A 16,235-nucleotide genomic window follows, 5' to 3' on the forward strand; every position below is an offset into this window, starting at 1 on the left:
GCGTCCCCTAGAGGACGACGGAGCCGACGCCGAGGGCCACGGCGACGACCATCGCGCTCATCACGACGGCGGGCAGCACCTCGTTGTTCTGCACGATCTGGTTCATGTGCCGGCTGCGGATGATGAGCAGGTCGATCACCCACACCACCGCGACCAGCAGCACGAACCCGGCGACGAAGGTGACGGCGAAGCCGAGGAGGCCGTCCGTCCAGCCGGTGAAGTCGCCGGCGATGGCGGTGTTCATGACCAGGCCGAGCCCGACGAGCACGCCCGCGCTGATGATGGCGGCGGCCAGGTCGGAGCCGTCGTCCTGCTGGCCGCGCCGGCGGAACGGGCCGAGGAAGCCCAGCACCCAGTACGCGAGGACGAGCCCGGCCAGGCCGAGGACGGCGAACACCGCGGTGGACGCGACGGCGATGCCGATCGACGGCGCCGTCCCGCTGAGCGCGGAGCGGAAGACTAGCCCGGAGGCCAGCAGCACCCCGCCCTTGACCACCGCGGCGGCCATCGACGACTGGTGCACGGCGGACAGGCCGCCCGGATGCTTCACGACCCGGTCGACGACCAGGTTGACCAGCAGCAGGGCGACGAGCACGCCGACGCCCCAGGCGAGCAGGGTGCCCACGTCCGACCAGCCGCCGGCGGTGACGCCGAGCAGCGGGGTCATCGCGAACGCCTGCCCGAGGACGATGGAGACGCGGACGACGGCGTAGGGCGCGTTGCGCTTCTCGAAGAGCTCGTGCTCGTCGTCGAACCGGGTGAGCGCGTTGATCAGTTCCCACAGCGCGACGAGCAGCAGCACGAAGACGAGCACCTTCAGCGCGGCCAGCCCGTACTCCCCCCAGGTGGGCACGGAGGCGTACTGGTCGAGGTTCATCGGCGGTCCTGTCGGTCGGGCTTAATCAGAGACGGGGCGGGATCGAGGATGACGTGCGGCGCGAAGCAGCTGAGATTGTCGGTGATGAGGCCGTCGCTCTCCCGGATGCCCAGGCCCGCGGCCTCGCCGTCGACCATCCACACCCCGAGCACGGGGTGGTGCGGGCCGTCGACGCCGTGGAAGTCGGGCAGCGGGGCGAGCTCCTGGCGGATGCTGCCCTCGCTGCCGTACGGGCCGCCGCGGGAGGCGAGGGTCTCGCCGTCGCGCACGAGCCGGACGTTGGCGCCCTCGCGGGACAGCAGCGGCTTCTCGGCGTAGCTGGTGAACCCGGCGGGCTCCTCGCCGGCGAAGTACGTGGGGAGCAGCAGGCGGGAGAGCTCCGGGTCGTCCCCGAAGAGCTCCCACAGCACGGCGAGGATGCCCTTGTTGCTCCAGAGCATGGAGTAGGGCGGCTGGATCCAGGTGGTGCCGTCGGCCTGCAGGGTGTTCCACAGGATCGACTTGCCGAACGGGTCGCGGGCCAGGTCCTCCCACGGGTACAGCTTGAAGATCATGTCGATGGGGTGGTTCTCCTGGTCGAGCACCCGGCCGGGGTGCACCGCGATCCCGTTGAGCGGCACCTGCTCCGGGCTCTCGGCGAGCTGGATGTCCTCGGTGTGGATGAGCTTCACCTCGAAGCCGGCCTCGCGGGCGGAGTCGGCCAGGCACAGCACGGTGAACTTGTCCTCGCCGGACTGGTCCAGCGAGCTCCAGGAGAAATGGATCGCGGGGACGGCCCGGCCGGTGCGCTTGGTGAACTGGGCCATGTTGCGCGTCCAGGCCTGCACCAGCGCGTCGTAGACGTTGTTCCACTGGTCGCGGTGGGCGGCCGCGTTGTTCCCGAGCAGCCAGTTCCACTGCACCACAGCAGTTTCCAGCAGGCTGGTGGGGGTGTCCGCGTTGAACTCCAGCAGCTTGGGGACGTCCAGGGAGGCGTCGTCGGATCTCTCCGGCCGGCCGAAGCGGATGTCGAAGCGGCCGTAGACGCTGGGCGCTTCCTCGTTCCACGACTTCTCGATGGCCGGGATCGCCCACGCGGGGATGGCCAGCTTGTCGTAGAGCTTCTCGGCGATGACGTGGTCGCCGGCCTCGACGAACATGCGCCCGAGCAGGGTGTTCGCGGACGCGGCGAGCAGATCGGTCTCCGCGGTGGTCAGCGAGTAGTACTGCGCCTCCCGCCAGTAGGAGAACGCCCCGCGGTTGGTCTGGGTCTCGTTGTAGACGAGCCCGTCGGTGGCGATCTGCGCCTGCCACCCCGGGCGCAGCACACCGTCCTCGTGTCGGCGCATCAGCTGCCGGACCCGCCCGTGTTGCCGCCGGAGCCCTTCCCGACGCCGCCGGACTTGACGGTGGTGCCGGCCGCCTTGCCGGTGCTCGGCAGGCCCGCACTCGCCCGGGCCGCACCGTCGGCCGGGTTGATCCGGGTGCCGCCGCCGGTCGGGATGTAGGAGCCGCGCCCGAAGCTGCCGGCCGCCATGAAGAGGAAGAACGACCCGCCGCCGTAGCCGCGGCTCTCGTCGCAGTTGGTGTCGTCGACGACCTGGTTCTCGGCGTTGACGCAGTAGGCGGTCTGGTCCTCCCCGCCGTTGCTGCTGCACGCGGCGAGCGACGGCACGACGAGCACCCCCGTCACCGCCATGCTGACCAACCTCAGGCGCAGCGGGCGCCTGTCGTTCGCGGGCCGCTCAGGTATGGGCACGGTGCAGTCCTCCCCCGTCGAGCCGGCCGATCACCGACAGGGCGAACCCTATGCGGCCCCCGGGCGCCCACCCCGCCGGGCCGGGCGGCACGCCGGAGTCGTCAGGGCAGGACCTCCAGCACGCCCATCATCCCGCGGTCCTCGTGGTCGAGCATGTGGCAGTGGAAGACCATCTTCCCGGTGATGTCGGTGGGCCGGACCCGGAAGACGACGGTCGACCGCGGCGGCATCTTCACGGTGTCCTGCAGGTCCAGCGGTGCGTCCGTCACGTCCTCGTCGGTCCCGGCGGTGACGTCGGGGACGTCGCGCAGGTCGATGTCGGTGACCTGGAAGTCGTAGGCGTGGACGTGGAACGTGTGCCACTCGTCGCTGTCGTTGACCAGCGTCCACTCGTTGACCTCGCCCAGGTGCATGGTCTCGTCGACCCGGTCGGGATCGAACACCTTCCCGTTGAGCAGGAACCGGTAGTCCTGACCGACCTGCTCCTCGGTGTAGACGATGCGGTGCGACTGGTCGACGGGCAGGCCGCGCAGGTCCTCGACGGGCACGCCCAGCAGCTCGGTCGGGATGCTCTGCTGCACCGGCTCACCGGCGGAGACGACGGTGGCCAGGGTGGAGGCGGGCACGGTGCCGCCCTGGTACTGGGCGAACTCCTGCGAGGTGAGCAGCGTCGTCCCGGCCGGCCCGCCCTGCACGATCACCTCGCGGCGCTCGCCGGGTCCGATCATCACCGCGTCGCGGGCCTGGGCGGACGGGGTGGTGCTGCCGTCGGTGGAGACCACCCACAGCTGCTGGCCGGGGAGGGCCATCCGCACGATGGCATTGTCGTCGGCGTTCAGGATGCGCCACCGCTGCAGCTCGCCGGGGCGGATGGCCACCGTCGGGTTGATGACCCCGTTGATCAGGTACGGACTCTGCGCCGTCTCGCTCTGCGCCACCGGGACCACGACGCCGTCGCCCAGCTGGGTGGAGCTGATCTCCAGGGTGCGGGTGGGGATGTCCCGGGTGAGCGGCGAGGTGTCCAGACCCCCGTTGACCAGCAGCGCCCCGAACATCCCGGCGTAGACCTGACCTTCGGTGAAGCCGTGCCGGTGCGGGTGGTACCAGTACATGCCGGGTGGGTTGTCGGCCGGGATCTCGATCTCGTACTGCTGGTTCTGGCCGGGGCTCAGCGAGAGGAACGGGTCGTCGCCGTCACCCGCGGGCGAGACGTGCAGGCCGTGGGTGTGCAGGTTGATGAGCTGCCCGTCGGCCGGGTCGCCCATGTCCATCCCGGCCATGCCGGCGTGCGGATCGGCCGCCGTCCCGGTCGGCATCCAGGCCGCCGGGGTGGCGCCCAGGTCGTTCTGCAGCAGGACCCGCAGGGTGTCGCCCGGGCACACCGACAGCGTCGGCGCGGGCACCTCGCCCTCGAAGTTCAGGGTCCTGTACGTGGAGCCGTTCAGGGTGACGTCGCTGTAGGAGGCGTGCAGCGTGGTCTCCAGAACCCCGTCCACACTGGCCCGCACCGTCGGCTCGGGGAAGCCGTCCCGGATGACCCGGGGCGCCGACGCCGCACAGTCAGGCGCCGGCGCGGTGGTCGTCCCGGTGGTGGTCGTCGGGATGGTGGACGTCCCGCTGGTGGTGCCGGAGGTGGTGCCCGACGTGTTCGACGGTGCCCCGGTGCTGCCGGCGACCTCACCGCCTTGGCTGCAGGCGGCGAGCAGCAGCAGCGCCCCGGCGAGCAGCGCGGAGGTCTCCCCCACCCGGGTCCGCGTCATCGCTGGTCCTCCCGTCCCCGGCCCCGGCGTCGCACCGGGCGCACGATCTGGTACGGAAAGTAGGGAGGACGGCGCCAGTCGACCGTGAAGTGACGGCCGCGTCCGGCCTACGATCGTCCCGCACGTCATCCATCCCGCGCGTCGCGACGGCCCCGCCGTCCGACCAGGTGACTTCCCCCCGGGGCGGCACGGTCAGGTCAGGAGCAATGCCGATGAGCAGTTCCACGCAGGTCGAGGCCGAAGCGACGGGAGGGGTCCCGCGCCGGCGGATCGTCGTCGCCTCGATGGTCGGCACGTCGATCGAGTTCTACGACTTCTACATCTACGCCACCGCCGCGGTGACCGTCTTCCCGCATCTGTTCTTCCCGAAGTCGGACGCCACGACGGCGCTGCTGGCCTCGCTGGCCACCTTCGGGCTCGCGTTCGTGGCCCGGCCCGTCGGCTCGATCCTGTTCGGCCACTTCGGTGATCGCGTCGGTCGCAAGGCGACGCTGATCGGCTCGCTGCTGACCATGGGCATCGCGACGTTCCTCATCGGGGTGCTGCCGACGTACGCGATGGTCGGCATACTCGCGCCCATCCTGTTGGCGATCCTGCGGTTCTGCCAGGGTCTGGGCCTCGGCGGCGAGTGGAGCGGCGCGGCTCTGCTGGCCACCGAGACGGCGGCGCCGGGCAAGCGGGCGTGGGCGGCGATGTGGCCGCAGCTGGGTGCGCCCATCGGCTTCTTCATCGCGAACGGCTTCTTCCTCATCCTGACCCTGACGATGGGTCACGACAACGCCAACCCGAACCCGGACGGGCCATTCCTGTCGTGGGGCTGGCGGGTGCCGTTCCTGCTCAGCGCAATCATGGTGATGATCGGCCTGTACGTGCGGCTGCGTCTGGAGGAGACCCCGGTCTTCGCCCGGGCTGTGGCCCGCGGGCAGAAGGTGAAGACCCCGCTGGCCACGGTGTTCCGGACGAGTTGGCGCGCACTGATCATCGGCACCTTCGTCATGGTCGGCACGTACACGCTCTTCTACCTGATGACGACGTGGATTCTCAGCTACGCGACGGGCCCGGCCGGACCGAACGCCCTGGGCTGGAAGTACTCGGACTTCCTGGTGCTGCAGCTCGTCGCCGTGCTGTTCTTCGCCGCGGGCGTCCCGGTCTCCGGGCGGCTGGCCGACCGCTTCGGTCGTCGGTCCACCCTCACCGTCATCACCATCGCGATCATGGTGTTCGGTCTGACGTTCGGGTTCGCGCTGAACCGCGACACCATCACTGAGGGCTCGATGCTGGTGTTCCTGTCCATCGGCATGCTGCTGATGGGCCTGACGTTCGGGCCGATGAGCGCAGTGCTGCCCGAGCTCTTCCCGACCAATGTCCGCTACACCGGGTCGGGCATCTCCTACAACACGGCCAGCATCCTGGGTGCGGCCGTCGCGCCGTTCATCGCGGTGTGGCTGGTCAAGCAGTTCGGGGTCGGCTGGGTGGGCATCTACCTGCTGATCGCAGCGGGCCTGACGCTGATCGCCCTGCTGATCATGAAGGAGACCCGCAACCGGGATCTGGACGCGGTGTGACGGCGGGCCCCGCCCGATGACGGTGGCGGTGATCGGCGACATCGGCGGCCACCGCGCCGAACTGCTCGCCGCCCTCGTCGGGCTGGGCGTGGATCCCGACGAGCTGCTACTGCCCGCGGATCTCACCGTGGTGCAGATCGGCGATCTGGTGCACCGCGGACCCGACTCGCTCGGCGTCCTCGAGCTGGTCGCCGACCTGATGGAGCGCAACGGTTCCCGCTGGGTGCAGCTGGCCGGCAACCACGAGGCGCAGTACCTGGGCCGGCACACCCTCTTCGAGTGGCACGAGCGGCTGGCCCCGGTGGCCTCGCGGATGCTGCGCGACTGGTGGGCGGACGGCCGGATGGTGATGGCCGCGGCGATCACCTCCCCCGGCGGCGACCACCTGGCCACCCACGCCGGGCTGACGCAAGGCTTCTGGGAACAGGTACTGGACGGCCCGGGCACCGCGCCCTACGCCGCTCGCGCGCTGAACGGGCTGGTGGCCACCAAGAGCGCGCCGGTGCTGTTCCACGGCGGGGTGGTGCTGACCGGCAAGGTCGACGAGACGGCCGGCCCGATCTGGGCGGCGGCGGGCGAGGAATTGGCCGTGTCCTGGCTCGACGCCGACACCGAGTTGCCCTTCCACCAGGTGCACGGGCATTCCAGCGTCCGGGACTGGACGGCGGGCCGCTGGCGGGCGCCGATGCGGGTGCAGAAGCGGACCGTGCTGGACGCCGACGCCCGGCACACCACGGTGACCCTGGGCCGGCACCGCATCGTCGGGGTGGATCCGGTGCTCGGCCGGGAGGGCGGGGTGCGCTGGGCGCCCTACGTCATCCCGGGCGGGTCGATCGTCCGGTAGGTGTTCGTGCGCTGACCCGGCTGGTCACCAGTCCTTCGGCGGGGTGACCTGGGCCAGGTTGCTCATCCGGCGTTGCACGGTGGCGATCTCCCGCACGGCCTGCCCGATGAGGCTGCGGTCCAACGGCGAGAGCCGGCGCAGCGACAGCACGTCCGACGGTGGTTCGCCGCGGTCGCCCTGGGCCAGCTGGTAGCGCAACCGGATGCGTTGCAGCACGTCGAAGACCTCGCGCAGGACGGCGGCCTGGTCGTCCGGCATCATCGCCGACCCGGCCGCGGCGGCGAGCCGGGCGCGGGTGGACAGGTCGGACGACCCGGCGGCCAGCGCGGCCCAGCGGGCGATGTCGACGACGGGCCGCAGGGCGTGGGTCTTGATGTCGAAGGTGCCGCCGCGGCGGGCGAGCACGTCGCGCATGGAGCGCAGCCGGGCCCGGTGGGACAGCGACTCGGCCAGCAGCAGCCGCATCGTCCCGGGGTGGCGGCGCATGTCGCCGAAGACGTCGTTGACCACGGGCAGCGCCGGGTCCCCGTGCACGGGCCGCGCGTCCAGCAGCAGCGAGGTCATCATCATCCCGTTGTCGTCCAACGGTTCGTCGCGCCAGCGGCCGGCCGCCTGCCGCCACTCCCCCACGGTGCGGGAGAACAGGCCGAGCACCGGGAACGCGCCGTGCGGGTCGACGGACAACCCGCACCGGCCGAGCAGCTCACCCACCTCGGCGAACGCGGCCCGGTAGGCCACGGCCCGCTCGGGGGTGACGGTGTCGGCGAAGACGACGGCGGCGTCGACGTCGGAACTGGGGACGGTCTCCCGGCGGCCGTTGCTGCCCAGGGCGAGCCAGGTGATCTCGGCCGGGTCGAGCTCGGGGTGGGCGGCCAGGGTGAGGGCCAGGGCGCGACGGGCCAGTGCGTCCACCGCGGTGGCGGCCACCGTCGTCACCTCGCCGACGGCCCGCCCGCGCCGGGTCAGGTCGTCGACGAGCCGGGGCAGCCGGCCGGCCAGGGAGACCAGCCGGGCCGGGTCGCCGGCCGCGTCGATCTGACCGCTGAGCGAGAGCCCGGCGGTGGACGGGGCGAGCATGAAGTCGGCCCGGTCGACCAGCCCCCGCAGGTCGCCGGCCCGGTCGACGACGAGGACGCACTCCAGGTGCCGGTCGGTGAGGTCGACCAGCGCCTGGGCGGCCAGGGTGCCGGCGGGAACGGCCGGGGCGGGCGCGTCCATGACGGCGGTGACCGGGGTGTCGCCGGGGAGTCCGATGGCCAGCACCCGCGACCGCAGCATCGCGTCGGTGACCAGGCCGAACCCGGTGGGCTCGAGATCGACGACGGCGTAGTGGCAGTTGCGCCGGGTCATCTCCTGGGCCACGTGGGCGACGGTCGCGGTCGGCGGCACGCGCACCGGCTCGGTGACCACGAGCTGGTCGACGATGCCGTACGCGCCGTCGGTGGCGGTGCGGTCCGACCGGGTGAGCGAGTTCGCCAGGAAGCGCACGCCGGCGGCGGAGGAGAACGAGGGGACGACGGCCGCGGAGGGGATGCGGACGACGGTGGCCGGGCCGAGGGCGACGGCGCGCGGGCCGACGGGGTTGCCGGACAGCAGGGCGGAGTAGCCGAACACCCCACCGCGGCCGAGGACCTCGTCGGCCGGGCCGGGTTCGGCGACGGCGAACAGCTCGACCTGGCCGGTGAGCACCACCCATACGGCGTCGGTGACGGCGCGGAAGGCGTCCATCACCTCCTCGCCCGGGGCGTACTCGCGGACCTCGGCCTGCTCGTCGATGACGGCCAGGTCGCGGTCGGTCAGCGCGTCGAACGGGGGGTGGCCGCGCAGGAACGGCACCAGGTCTGCCATGGGCGACATCGTGCCAGTCTGCGGCGTGGGTCCCGGTGTGTGAACGCAGGGTGGACGGGGAAGGCTCGGCAGATCTGAACCCGCTGTGTGACAACAGGTTCCCGATCGCGTGGATCGTTACCCTTTCGTGGCCGTGCGTCATCAGCCGGTAACACATGGCGCGCAGAGTTCCGCCGTCGCCGGGAAAATCCGCTGATCAACGCCGAGAACACGTGCGTGAGAACGACTGGAGAGCCGCAGCTCCTGCGGCCGGACGGGGCCAGCATGACCACGACAGAGAATTCGTCCTCGTCACTGGACGCGGAACAGGTCGGCTACAAGCAGTCGTTGGGCCGCCGGCACGTGCAGATGATCGCGATCGGTGGTGCCATCGGCACCGGCCTGTTCCTGGGCTCCGCGTCGCGCCTGAACGCCACCGGCCCGGCCCTGCTGATCAGCTATGCCACGGTGGGAGTCATCGCGTACTTCCTGATGCGCGCCCTGGGCGAGCTGGTGCTGCACCGCCAGACTTCGGGCGCGTTCGTCTCGTACATGCGCGAGTTCTTCGGGGAGAAGGCCGCGTACGTCACGGGGTGGATGTACTGGCTGAACTGGGCGTTGACCGGCATCGCGGAGTTGTCCGCGGTGGCCATCTACATGACGTACTGGTTCCCGGACCTGCCCCGGTGGACCACCGTGCTCGTCGCCCTGGCCGTGGTGCTGATCATCAACCTGCTGTCGGCGCGGGCGTTCGGTGAGTTCGAGTTCTGGGCCTCGGTGCTCAAGGTCGGCGCCATCGTCATCTTCCTGGTCGTCGGTCTGGTCATGGTCATCGGCCGGTTCGACATCGGCGACCACCGCGCCGGGTTCGACAACCTGTGGAGCAACCCGGGCGGCTTCTGGCCGACCACGGGCGCCTATAACTGGTACGGCCCGATCCTGGTGATGTCCGGTGTCGTGTTCGCCTACGCCGCCATCGAGATGGTCGGCGTGGCCGCGGGCGAGATGGCCAACCCGGAGCGCGAAGTCCCCAAGGCCGTCAACTCCGTCATCTTCCGCATCGGCGTCTTCTACTGCGGCTCGATCCTGCTGCTGGTCAGCATGCTGCCGACCACCGAGTACACCGCCGGGGAATCTCCCTTCGTCACCGTCTTCACCCGCATGGGCATCGACTGGATGGGCGCGCTCATCCAGGCCGTGTTGATCGTCGCCGCGCTGAGCAGTTTGAACTCCGGTCTGTACTCCACCGGCCGGGTGCTGCGCAGCCTGGGCATGAGCAAGCAGGCGCCGGCGTTCACGCTGAAGATGAGCAAGTCCGGTGTGCCGTGGGCCGGCATCGTGATGACGTCGGTCGTCTACGTGTTCGGCGCCATCCTCAACGCCGTCGAGCCCGATGCCTTCGAGATCGCCCTGGAGGCGGCCGCCCTCGGCGTCATCTTCACCTGGGGCACCATCTTCGTCTGCCAGCTCCGGCTGCGGGAGCTGGTGAACAAGGGCGTGATCCCGAAGAGTCCGTTCCAGATGCCCGGCTCGCCGTACACGAGCTACATCGGCCTGGTGTTCCTCGGGCTGGTGCTGGTGGGCATGGCCATCTCCGGGTGGCAGTCCTCACCGGAGTTCTGGCACAAGACGACGTTCATCGTCATCGTCATCGGGATCCCGCTGCTCGCGCTGATCCTGACGATCGGCTGGAAGATCGTGCAGCCCAAGGTGGTCGCCAACACCGAGGGCCGCATGGGGCCGCACTGGACCGACGAGGGCGCCTCCTACCCGCAGGACCGCTCCGTCTGATCTGCACTTCCCTGCTTGTTCGACCAGCTCGGCCGGATATCCGGCCGGGCTGGTTGCTGTGGTGGGTCTCCACTGAAAGGTTTGGGTGCATGGGACGAGCCCGGACGCCGCGCCGATCACTGACCGTCATCGGCAACCTCGCCGCCGCCCTGGGCCTGCTCTCGCTGGTCCTCACCTGCGGGGTCTGGCTGACCGGTCCCGGGGAGAACTCCCTGCCGGCCATCGTGGCCATCGGCGCCGGCGTGGCCGCCCTCGCCCGGCTCGGCACCGCCGTCTGGCTGACCTGGCACCCCCATCACGCCCGGGAACGCTTGAGCGACACCGCCCTCGGGTTGTGGGTGATCGGTGGGGTCGCCTTGCTCCTGCAGGTGGTCTGCCTGGTCGCGGCGGTGGCCGGCGACGGCGGTGGGCCGGCGGAGTTCGTGGCGCTGCTGGCGCTGATCGTGGCGTGGGTCAGCATGTTCCGGTTGGCCCGGCCCATGGTGGAGACGGTGGCGCAGCCGGTGGGCTGAGCCGTCAGTTCTTCTTGGTCTCGCGCCATCCGGCGTCCCGAGCCTCGGACTCCGAGCAGAACATCCGCTCCCCCTTGGACTCGTCGATCTGGGTCTTCTCATAATCCGGGCTGCTGCGCGTGTGGTAGATCTTCACGCCCTCGCTGTTGATGTTGCCCTTGATGTCGCACCCCGAGCTCGCGGCGGGAGCCGGCGCCGCAGCCGCAAGAGCAGCAACGGACTGCCGGTCGGCCTCCGCCTCCTGGCTTGCCTGGGCCTGACGCTCGGTCTCGGCCTGCTGCGCCGCAACGGCTTCCGCCTGCACTCGAGCCTGTTCGGCGGCCTGAGCCTGGAGAGCGGCCGCCGACTGCTCCGCGGCCGCCTTCTCCTGTGCAGCCTTCTCGGCGGCAGCAGCCGCCTCGGCGGCCACCTGCGCGTCGGCAGCAGCCTGGGCCGCAGCCGCTTCTGCCGCTGCCTGGGCCGCGACCGCCGCTGCCGCGGCTTCCGCCGATGCCGACGCCGCGGCCGCCACCGATGCCGCTGACGATGAGGACGCCGCAGCTGCTGAACTGGACAGCGCGGCAGAGTTCACGGTCGAGGCCGGAGTTGTGGTGGTCGATGCCGATGTCGTCGCCGACGCGCTCGACGATGCAGATGTGGCCGCTGCCGGTGCCGCCACGAAGTTCTGGGTGACCGTGTCCTTGGGAATGATGAGAGTGCCGACGATGGCGGCGACCACGCCCGCGCCGAGGATTGCCCCGCCGACCCGACGCGATCCGATCAACGCCCACCCACGACGACCGATGATGACCGCCCCGAGCCCGATGACCATCGCGGTCAACCCGAGGCCGAGCAGGAGGCCGCCGAATCCACTGATGACCGTCCCGGTGATGGTGAAGATCAGCCCGAGGACCCCGACGACGGTGAGGATCACCAGTCCGGTGGTGCGCTGGCGGGCGGCGCCGCGCGACAGATCGGGCGTGGGCGGAACAGGTGCAAACGGGTCGGGCACGGACATGTAAATCCCCCTGGACCAAACGAAGATGTGGTGAACGAGTACCCCACCCGATCGGGTGGTCCCCTGGGCTAGCCCCCACGCAGCCCGTCGCTACGTTAACGTTCCCCACCCGTCTGTGCCAGATGTCTGGTTCGGGCTGTTTGATTCGTTACTTGGGGTTATTGAGACGTGGCAGTACCGCGGATGAGCGAGGCGCTCCGTCGTCCATCCCGGAGTTCGGCCGGCTCCCCCTGATCGCACCGATCCCCTGGCGGACTCGCCACCCCACCCGGTTCGCGCCCGGTCGTCGTCACCGATTACCACCAGGCAACGCGCGCACCGCATCCCGCAGGGCGTTCAGTCGACGGTCCATCGCGTCGTCCGGGCCTGGCGTCCAGGGCGGAGGCGGGTCGGCGGTCACCGCGACCTCCTGCCGCAGGAGGTCGCACCGGTCGGCCAGGTCGGGTCGGCTGCCGGGTTCCAGGCGGATCACCGAGGCGGCGAGAGCACGGGCGCGGTAGGCGACCTGGGTGAAGGCGGAGATCGAGGTGAGCGCGCCGGGCCGGGCCAGACCGAGCATGGTCGCGCCGGCTGCCGGCCGGGAGACCGTCGCGTACTGGTGCAGCTGAGCGTCCAAGCGCCGCGCGTCCAGCGCGAGACTGCGCTGCCGTCCGGGTTCACGGAGCCGGACGGCGATGTCGCCCAGCAGGGCACCCAGCTCGATCAGGAAGGCCCGGTGCGCCGCGTGCCGTGCGTCGGCCGTGCGGATCGGCAGGATGACCAGCACGACGAGGACGGCCACCGCGGCCCCGACCACGGTCTCGATGATGCGGGTGAGCAGCAACGCTCGGGTGAACTCGTTGAGCACGTTGTAGATCTCGCCGAGCAGGGTGGTGACGGCGAACGCCATGACCGCGTAGGAGACGCGGAAGAAGTACAGCCCGAGGAAGACGCAGACCAGCATGACGCCGACGATGGCCCACCCGGACGTGCCGGTGATGTGCACGGCGAGGGTCGCGGCGCCGAGGCCGGCGACCGTCCCAACGACCCGGTTGATGCCCTTGGCGGTGACCTCCCCGGTGGTGAAGGTGCCGGTGAGGACGAGTAGGCAGGCCAGCAGCGCCCAGTAGTAGCGGGACGGGGAGATGAGCTCGCCGAGCAGCACGGTGATCGGGGCGGCGATCGCGGCCTGGATGGTCATCCGGGTGTTGAGGGACAGGCGGGGGGTCTGCGCGGCGGCGATGTCCTTGGCGGAGTTCGCCGACGAGGGCAGGTTGCCGCCCATCAATGCGACCGCGCCCTCGAACGTGACGTCTCCGGTGGGGGCAGGGGTCAGCGGATCCGCAGTGGCGGCGAGCAGCCGCCGCGCGGCGGTGACGGCCGGCTCGACATCCGAGCGGACCTCGTCGAGGTCGTGGTCGTCGGCCAGCCGGTCGTCGAGCTGCCGGAGCTGCTCCCGACCGCGGTCCACATCGCCCTGCCCGACCACCCGCAACGCGTCGGCCAGGGCCGTTCGCACCTGCTCCGGCATGCCGTCATGACGTAGCTGCGTAACGGCCTCGGCGAGTTCGTCGGCGGCGAGTTCGGCGTCCAGCAGGCGCCGGCGGATGACAGCGACGGACTCGGCCGTGCCCTCGGGAAGGCTGCCGGGCTGGCTGAGGTAGCCCTCCACGATGAGCGAGACCTCGACCAGCCGCAGCCCGGCGGCATGCAGCCGCCGCTCACCGTCCCCCGTGGTGACCGACCCGCCGACGACATCGGCCGCAGTACTGATGAGCACGGTGACCCGGTCGGTGAAGGCCCGGCGCGCAGCGGTGTAGACGGCGGCCGGCCGATCAGGGAAGAGGACGGCGCCGACCAGGATGACGCAGCCGGTGGCCACCACGACCAGGGCGAGGAGCCCCGGCAAGGTGTCCAGCGTGAAGCCGGTGAAGGAGGTGAAGAAGTAGGCGAACCAGCCGAGCATCCCGTACATCTGGGCGCGTAACCCGAAGCGCCGCACGAAGACGGCGAGCACCAAGAGGACGGCGAAGAGGATCACCTGCACGGGGTGATCGCTGGAGAGCAGAGCGGCGGGGACAGCACCGGCCGCAGCCACCAGCGGGAACCAGACGAGCACCCGGACAACGTCTCTTGGCGGGCGCCCAGACGCCGCGAACGACCCCTGCAACCCGACGCTGCCACCGATGAGCATGGCGGCGACTGATGGGATGCCGACCCATGGGCCCACGAAGTGGGCGACCAATGCGATCAGACCGACTGCTCCCGCTCCGCGCAGGGCCAGCCGGAGTCGCAACAGCCCGGGATCGGAGGTGGCCAGGCGGGCCACCCACGGGGCAGTGCGGTTCAAGGGTCCTCCGGCGGCGCGTGACTTCAGGTTGGTGCGATGGGTCATTCTCGCTGGTGGGTGTTGCACGGGCGTCGAACGCCTCCATGCGACCCCTTCGACGCGAGCCAGGGTCGTGCGCAGCACGCGTGCGAACAATGCGGGCAGGCCGCAGCGGTGAGGTTGTTGCCCAATGGGTCGGGGAGCAATGCGCGGGACCATGGCGCCCATCGGGGCCTCGGACTGCTCGGAGCGGTAGCCACGGGGGTGGGGCCTCTATTCAGGGGTCGTCGATGAAGTCGGGCGGGGTGCCGGGCACAAGTCACCGGCGGGGGCGGCCCTTGCTGGCTCGACGCAGGTGAAGGACCAAGATCGTCACCACGAGCAGCGCAAGCAGCGAAGCAGCGGCCAAGGTGAAGAAGCCGGCGAGGGTCAGGAACAACGCGGTCAACCCGAGACCGGCCATCACCCAGGACAGCATGCGAGGAGCCGGAGTGGGTCCCGGTGATTCCGCCGCCGCCCTCTGGGGCGTTGGGGCAGATGGAGCGATGCCTGCCGCCGTCTGCTGGAGCACAGGGCTGGAGGTGGAGGCACCAGGAGCCCTGCGCCGGCGGGCGGCCCCCAGGCCGACGAGCAGCACCGGCAGGGCGAGCAGGCACACGACCAGGGTGGGGTTGACGAAGCCGGGGACCAGGTCGACCGAGTGGCGACCGTCGTCGCACACCGCGTGGAACGGGAACAGCTTCGTGCGCAGCGTGGGGTAGGTGTCACTGGAGGAGTGACCGAGACCTTCGAGTGGACGCAAGCAGACGTCCCCGGCGTCCATCACCAGGGCCCCGGCGGTGAACAGTCCGGTGAGCGAAGCCAGGCAGAAGCCCGTCAGGGCCAGAAGTACACCGTGTCCCCAGGCGGTCCATGGCCGGCTGCCGAAGCTGCGCAGGAAAGCCACCGGCAGCAAGACAGCCCCGACGAGCAGGACCAACGGAACGATGAACACCAGCGCGAACATGTCTCTCCCGGTCAGTGAGCCCGCCCGCAGGGACGTTCCTGTCCGATGTGAGGTTGTCCGGCTCTCCGGAGGGGTGTGCAAGGCGGGGGAGCCGTGCAGGAGGAGCTGACCGCCCGCGATGAAGATGACGCCCTTCGACGCGGGCTGGTCGATGGTGGGCATGAGGGTCTGGCAGCGGGCGCATTCGCAGCAGTCGACGAGCCAAACGCCGCCATGCACGCAGGTCAGCCACCCGCAGCACCCGGCCGGCCAGGGCTTCTCCGGGCTCACCCGGCCGATGGTGCTGGTCTCGGCAGGGATGGCGATGCCGGTCATGCCAGTCCCGTCACGGGTGCGGAGCAGAGGCGCCTCTAGAGGGGCGGTGTGCCTGATCCCCGTTGAAGTGGGTGGGTGGGGCCACCTCCAGGTCAGGGCCGTTGACTCGCCCCACCCCGCACCCCCCGCCATCACCACTCGTGACCGCCCGCTGACACGACGCGGATGATCACCGTCGCGACGGGAGCGAACCTGGCGAGGGCTCGATGACCGAGGCTGCCGTAGAGGGCGCCGTTGGAGCGCATCGGCTCCCAGTCGTCCTCCTCGGCCCACAGCCTGGCTGTCACCACAGTCCTTCTCAGATGGCCCGGAACCAGTGCACTCGTTCTGGTGCACCCCATTTGCCGGTTTCTGGTTAGTTGAGGCATTTCGTTACGTATGGCTGATCCGACCGGTTCAATGCTTAACACTTCACACAAAGCACTAATCACCAAGGGTGATGTTGTATCGCCGAGAGTGGCGACCAAGGGCCAGGAGTCAGGTTTGTGAGACTCGCCGCCGACGCCACGCCGACCTCAGCCTCACATGAAACTTACCGTTGCTAAGACTTTGTCGGGGGGCTAGCTTTCCTTTCGGCTCGGGCCGGCGTCGGTCGATTCCCTGCCCGTGAGCCCATTCCTTCCAGAGTCAGGCGTCTCTTGCGCACAGCTGGTCCTCGCATGCCGTTCTCCCGTTCCGAGCAGGGTGCAAGGCGG

General features: G+C 70.2%; 13 protein-coding genes. 4 read left to right on the forward strand and 9 right to left on the reverse strand.

Translation table 11 applies throughout. The features are described from left to right. Positions 1–7: 7 nt before the first annotated feature. From J2S58_RS11340 to J2S58_RS11355, 4 genes are all read right to left on the reverse strand, one after another. Positions 8–877 (reverse strand): DUF350 domain-containing protein, encoded by an 870-nt coding sequence (locus tag J2S58_RS11340; protein ID WP_205258259.1) that lies wholly within the window; start codon positions 875–877, stop codon positions 8–10. Then, positions 874–2,205, reverse strand: coding sequence for a glutathionylspermidine synthase family protein (locus tag J2S58_RS11345; RefSeq protein ID WP_205258258.1), 1,332 nt, complete (start codon positions 2,203–2,205; stop codon positions 874–876). The genes J2S58_RS11340 and J2S58_RS11345 overlap by 4 nt, the downstream gene beginning before the upstream one ends. Then, complete coding sequence (locus J2S58_RS11350; protein WP_205258257.1) at positions 2,205–2,555, reverse strand: hypothetical protein; 351 nt, start codon at positions 2,553–2,555, stop codon at positions 2,205–2,207. Before J2S58_RS11350 ends, J2S58_RS11345 begins: the two co-directional genes overlap by 1 nt. Positions 2,556–2,716: 161 nt before the next feature. After that, the gene (locus J2S58_RS11355) at positions 2,717–4,375 is read right to left on the reverse strand and encodes a multicopper oxidase family protein (RefSeq protein ID WP_205258256.1); all 1,659 of its coding nucleotides are present in this window, start codon (positions 4,373–4,375) and stop codon (positions 2,717–2,719) included. 212 nt (positions 4,376–4,587) lie between these two features. Between J2S58_RS11355 and J2S58_RS11360 the strand changes: the two genes are divergently transcribed. Continuing rightward, positions 4,588–5,940, forward strand: a complete 1,353-nt coding sequence (locus J2S58_RS11360) for an MFS transporter (protein WP_205258255.1) — start codon at positions 4,588–4,590, stop codon at positions 5,938–5,940. Positions 5,941–5,956: 16 nt separating this feature from the next. Beyond that, on the forward strand, positions 5,957–6,784 hold the full coding sequence (locus tag J2S58_RS11365; RefSeq protein WP_205258254.1) for a metallophosphoesterase: 828 nt from the start codon (positions 5,957–5,959) through the stop codon (positions 6,782–6,784). 24 nt (positions 6,785–6,808) lie between these two features. On the opposite strand, the gene J2S58_RS11370 is transcribed toward J2S58_RS11365, so the two are convergent. Then, positions 6,809–8,632: a putative nucleotidyltransferase substrate binding domain-containing protein gene (locus tag J2S58_RS11370; RefSeq protein WP_205258253.1), complete on the reverse strand. Its 1,824-nt coding sequence runs from the start codon at positions 8,630–8,632 to the stop codon at positions 6,809–6,811. Positions 8,633–8,896: 264 nt separating this feature from the next. Between J2S58_RS11370 and J2S58_RS11375 the strand changes: the two genes are divergently transcribed. Both J2S58_RS11375 and J2S58_RS11380 read left to right on the forward strand, forming a co-directional pair. Next, the gene (locus J2S58_RS11375; protein WP_205258252.1) at positions 8,897–10,402 is read left to right on the forward strand and encodes an amino acid permease; all 1,506 of its coding nucleotides are present in this window, start codon (positions 8,897–8,899) and stop codon (positions 10,400–10,402) included. An 89-nt stretch (positions 10,403–10,491) separates the two neighbouring features. Further along, positions 10,492–10,914, forward strand: coding sequence for a hypothetical protein (locus tag J2S58_RS11380; RefSeq protein WP_205258251.1), 423 nt, complete (start codon positions 10,492–10,494; stop codon positions 10,912–10,914). A 4-nt stretch (positions 10,915–10,918) separates the two neighbouring features. Here the strand turns inward: J2S58_RS11380 and J2S58_RS11385 are convergent, their stop codons facing one another. From J2S58_RS11385 to J2S58_RS11400, 4 genes are all read right to left on the reverse strand, one after another. Beyond that, positions 10,919–11,911, reverse strand: a complete 993-nt coding sequence (locus J2S58_RS11385; protein WP_205258250.1) for a sunset domain-containing protein — start codon at positions 11,909–11,911, stop codon at positions 10,919–10,921. A 289-nt stretch (positions 11,912–12,200) separates the two neighbouring features. After that, complete coding sequence (locus J2S58_RS11390) at positions 12,201–14,240, reverse strand: FUSC family protein (RefSeq protein ID WP_205258249.1); 2,040 nt, start codon at positions 14,238–14,240, stop codon at positions 12,201–12,203. A gap of 298 nt (positions 14,241–14,538) precedes the next feature. Next, positions 14,539–15,540: a hypothetical protein gene (locus tag J2S58_RS11395; protein ID WP_205258248.1), complete on the reverse strand. Its 1,002-nt coding sequence runs from the start codon at positions 15,538–15,540 to the stop codon at positions 14,539–14,541. A 131-nt stretch (positions 15,541–15,671) separates the two neighbouring features. Then, positions 15,672–15,827 (reverse strand): hypothetical protein, encoded by a 156-nt coding sequence (locus J2S58_RS11400; RefSeq protein ID WP_205258247.1) that lies wholly within the window; start codon positions 15,825–15,827, stop codon positions 15,672–15,674. Positions 15,828–16,235: the final 408 nt, after the last annotated feature.

It is taken from the genome of Nakamurella flavida (genome assembly GCF_030811475.1).
GTDB lineage: Bacteria > Actinomycetota > Actinomycetes > Mycobacteriales > Nakamurellaceae > Nakamurella > Nakamurella flavida.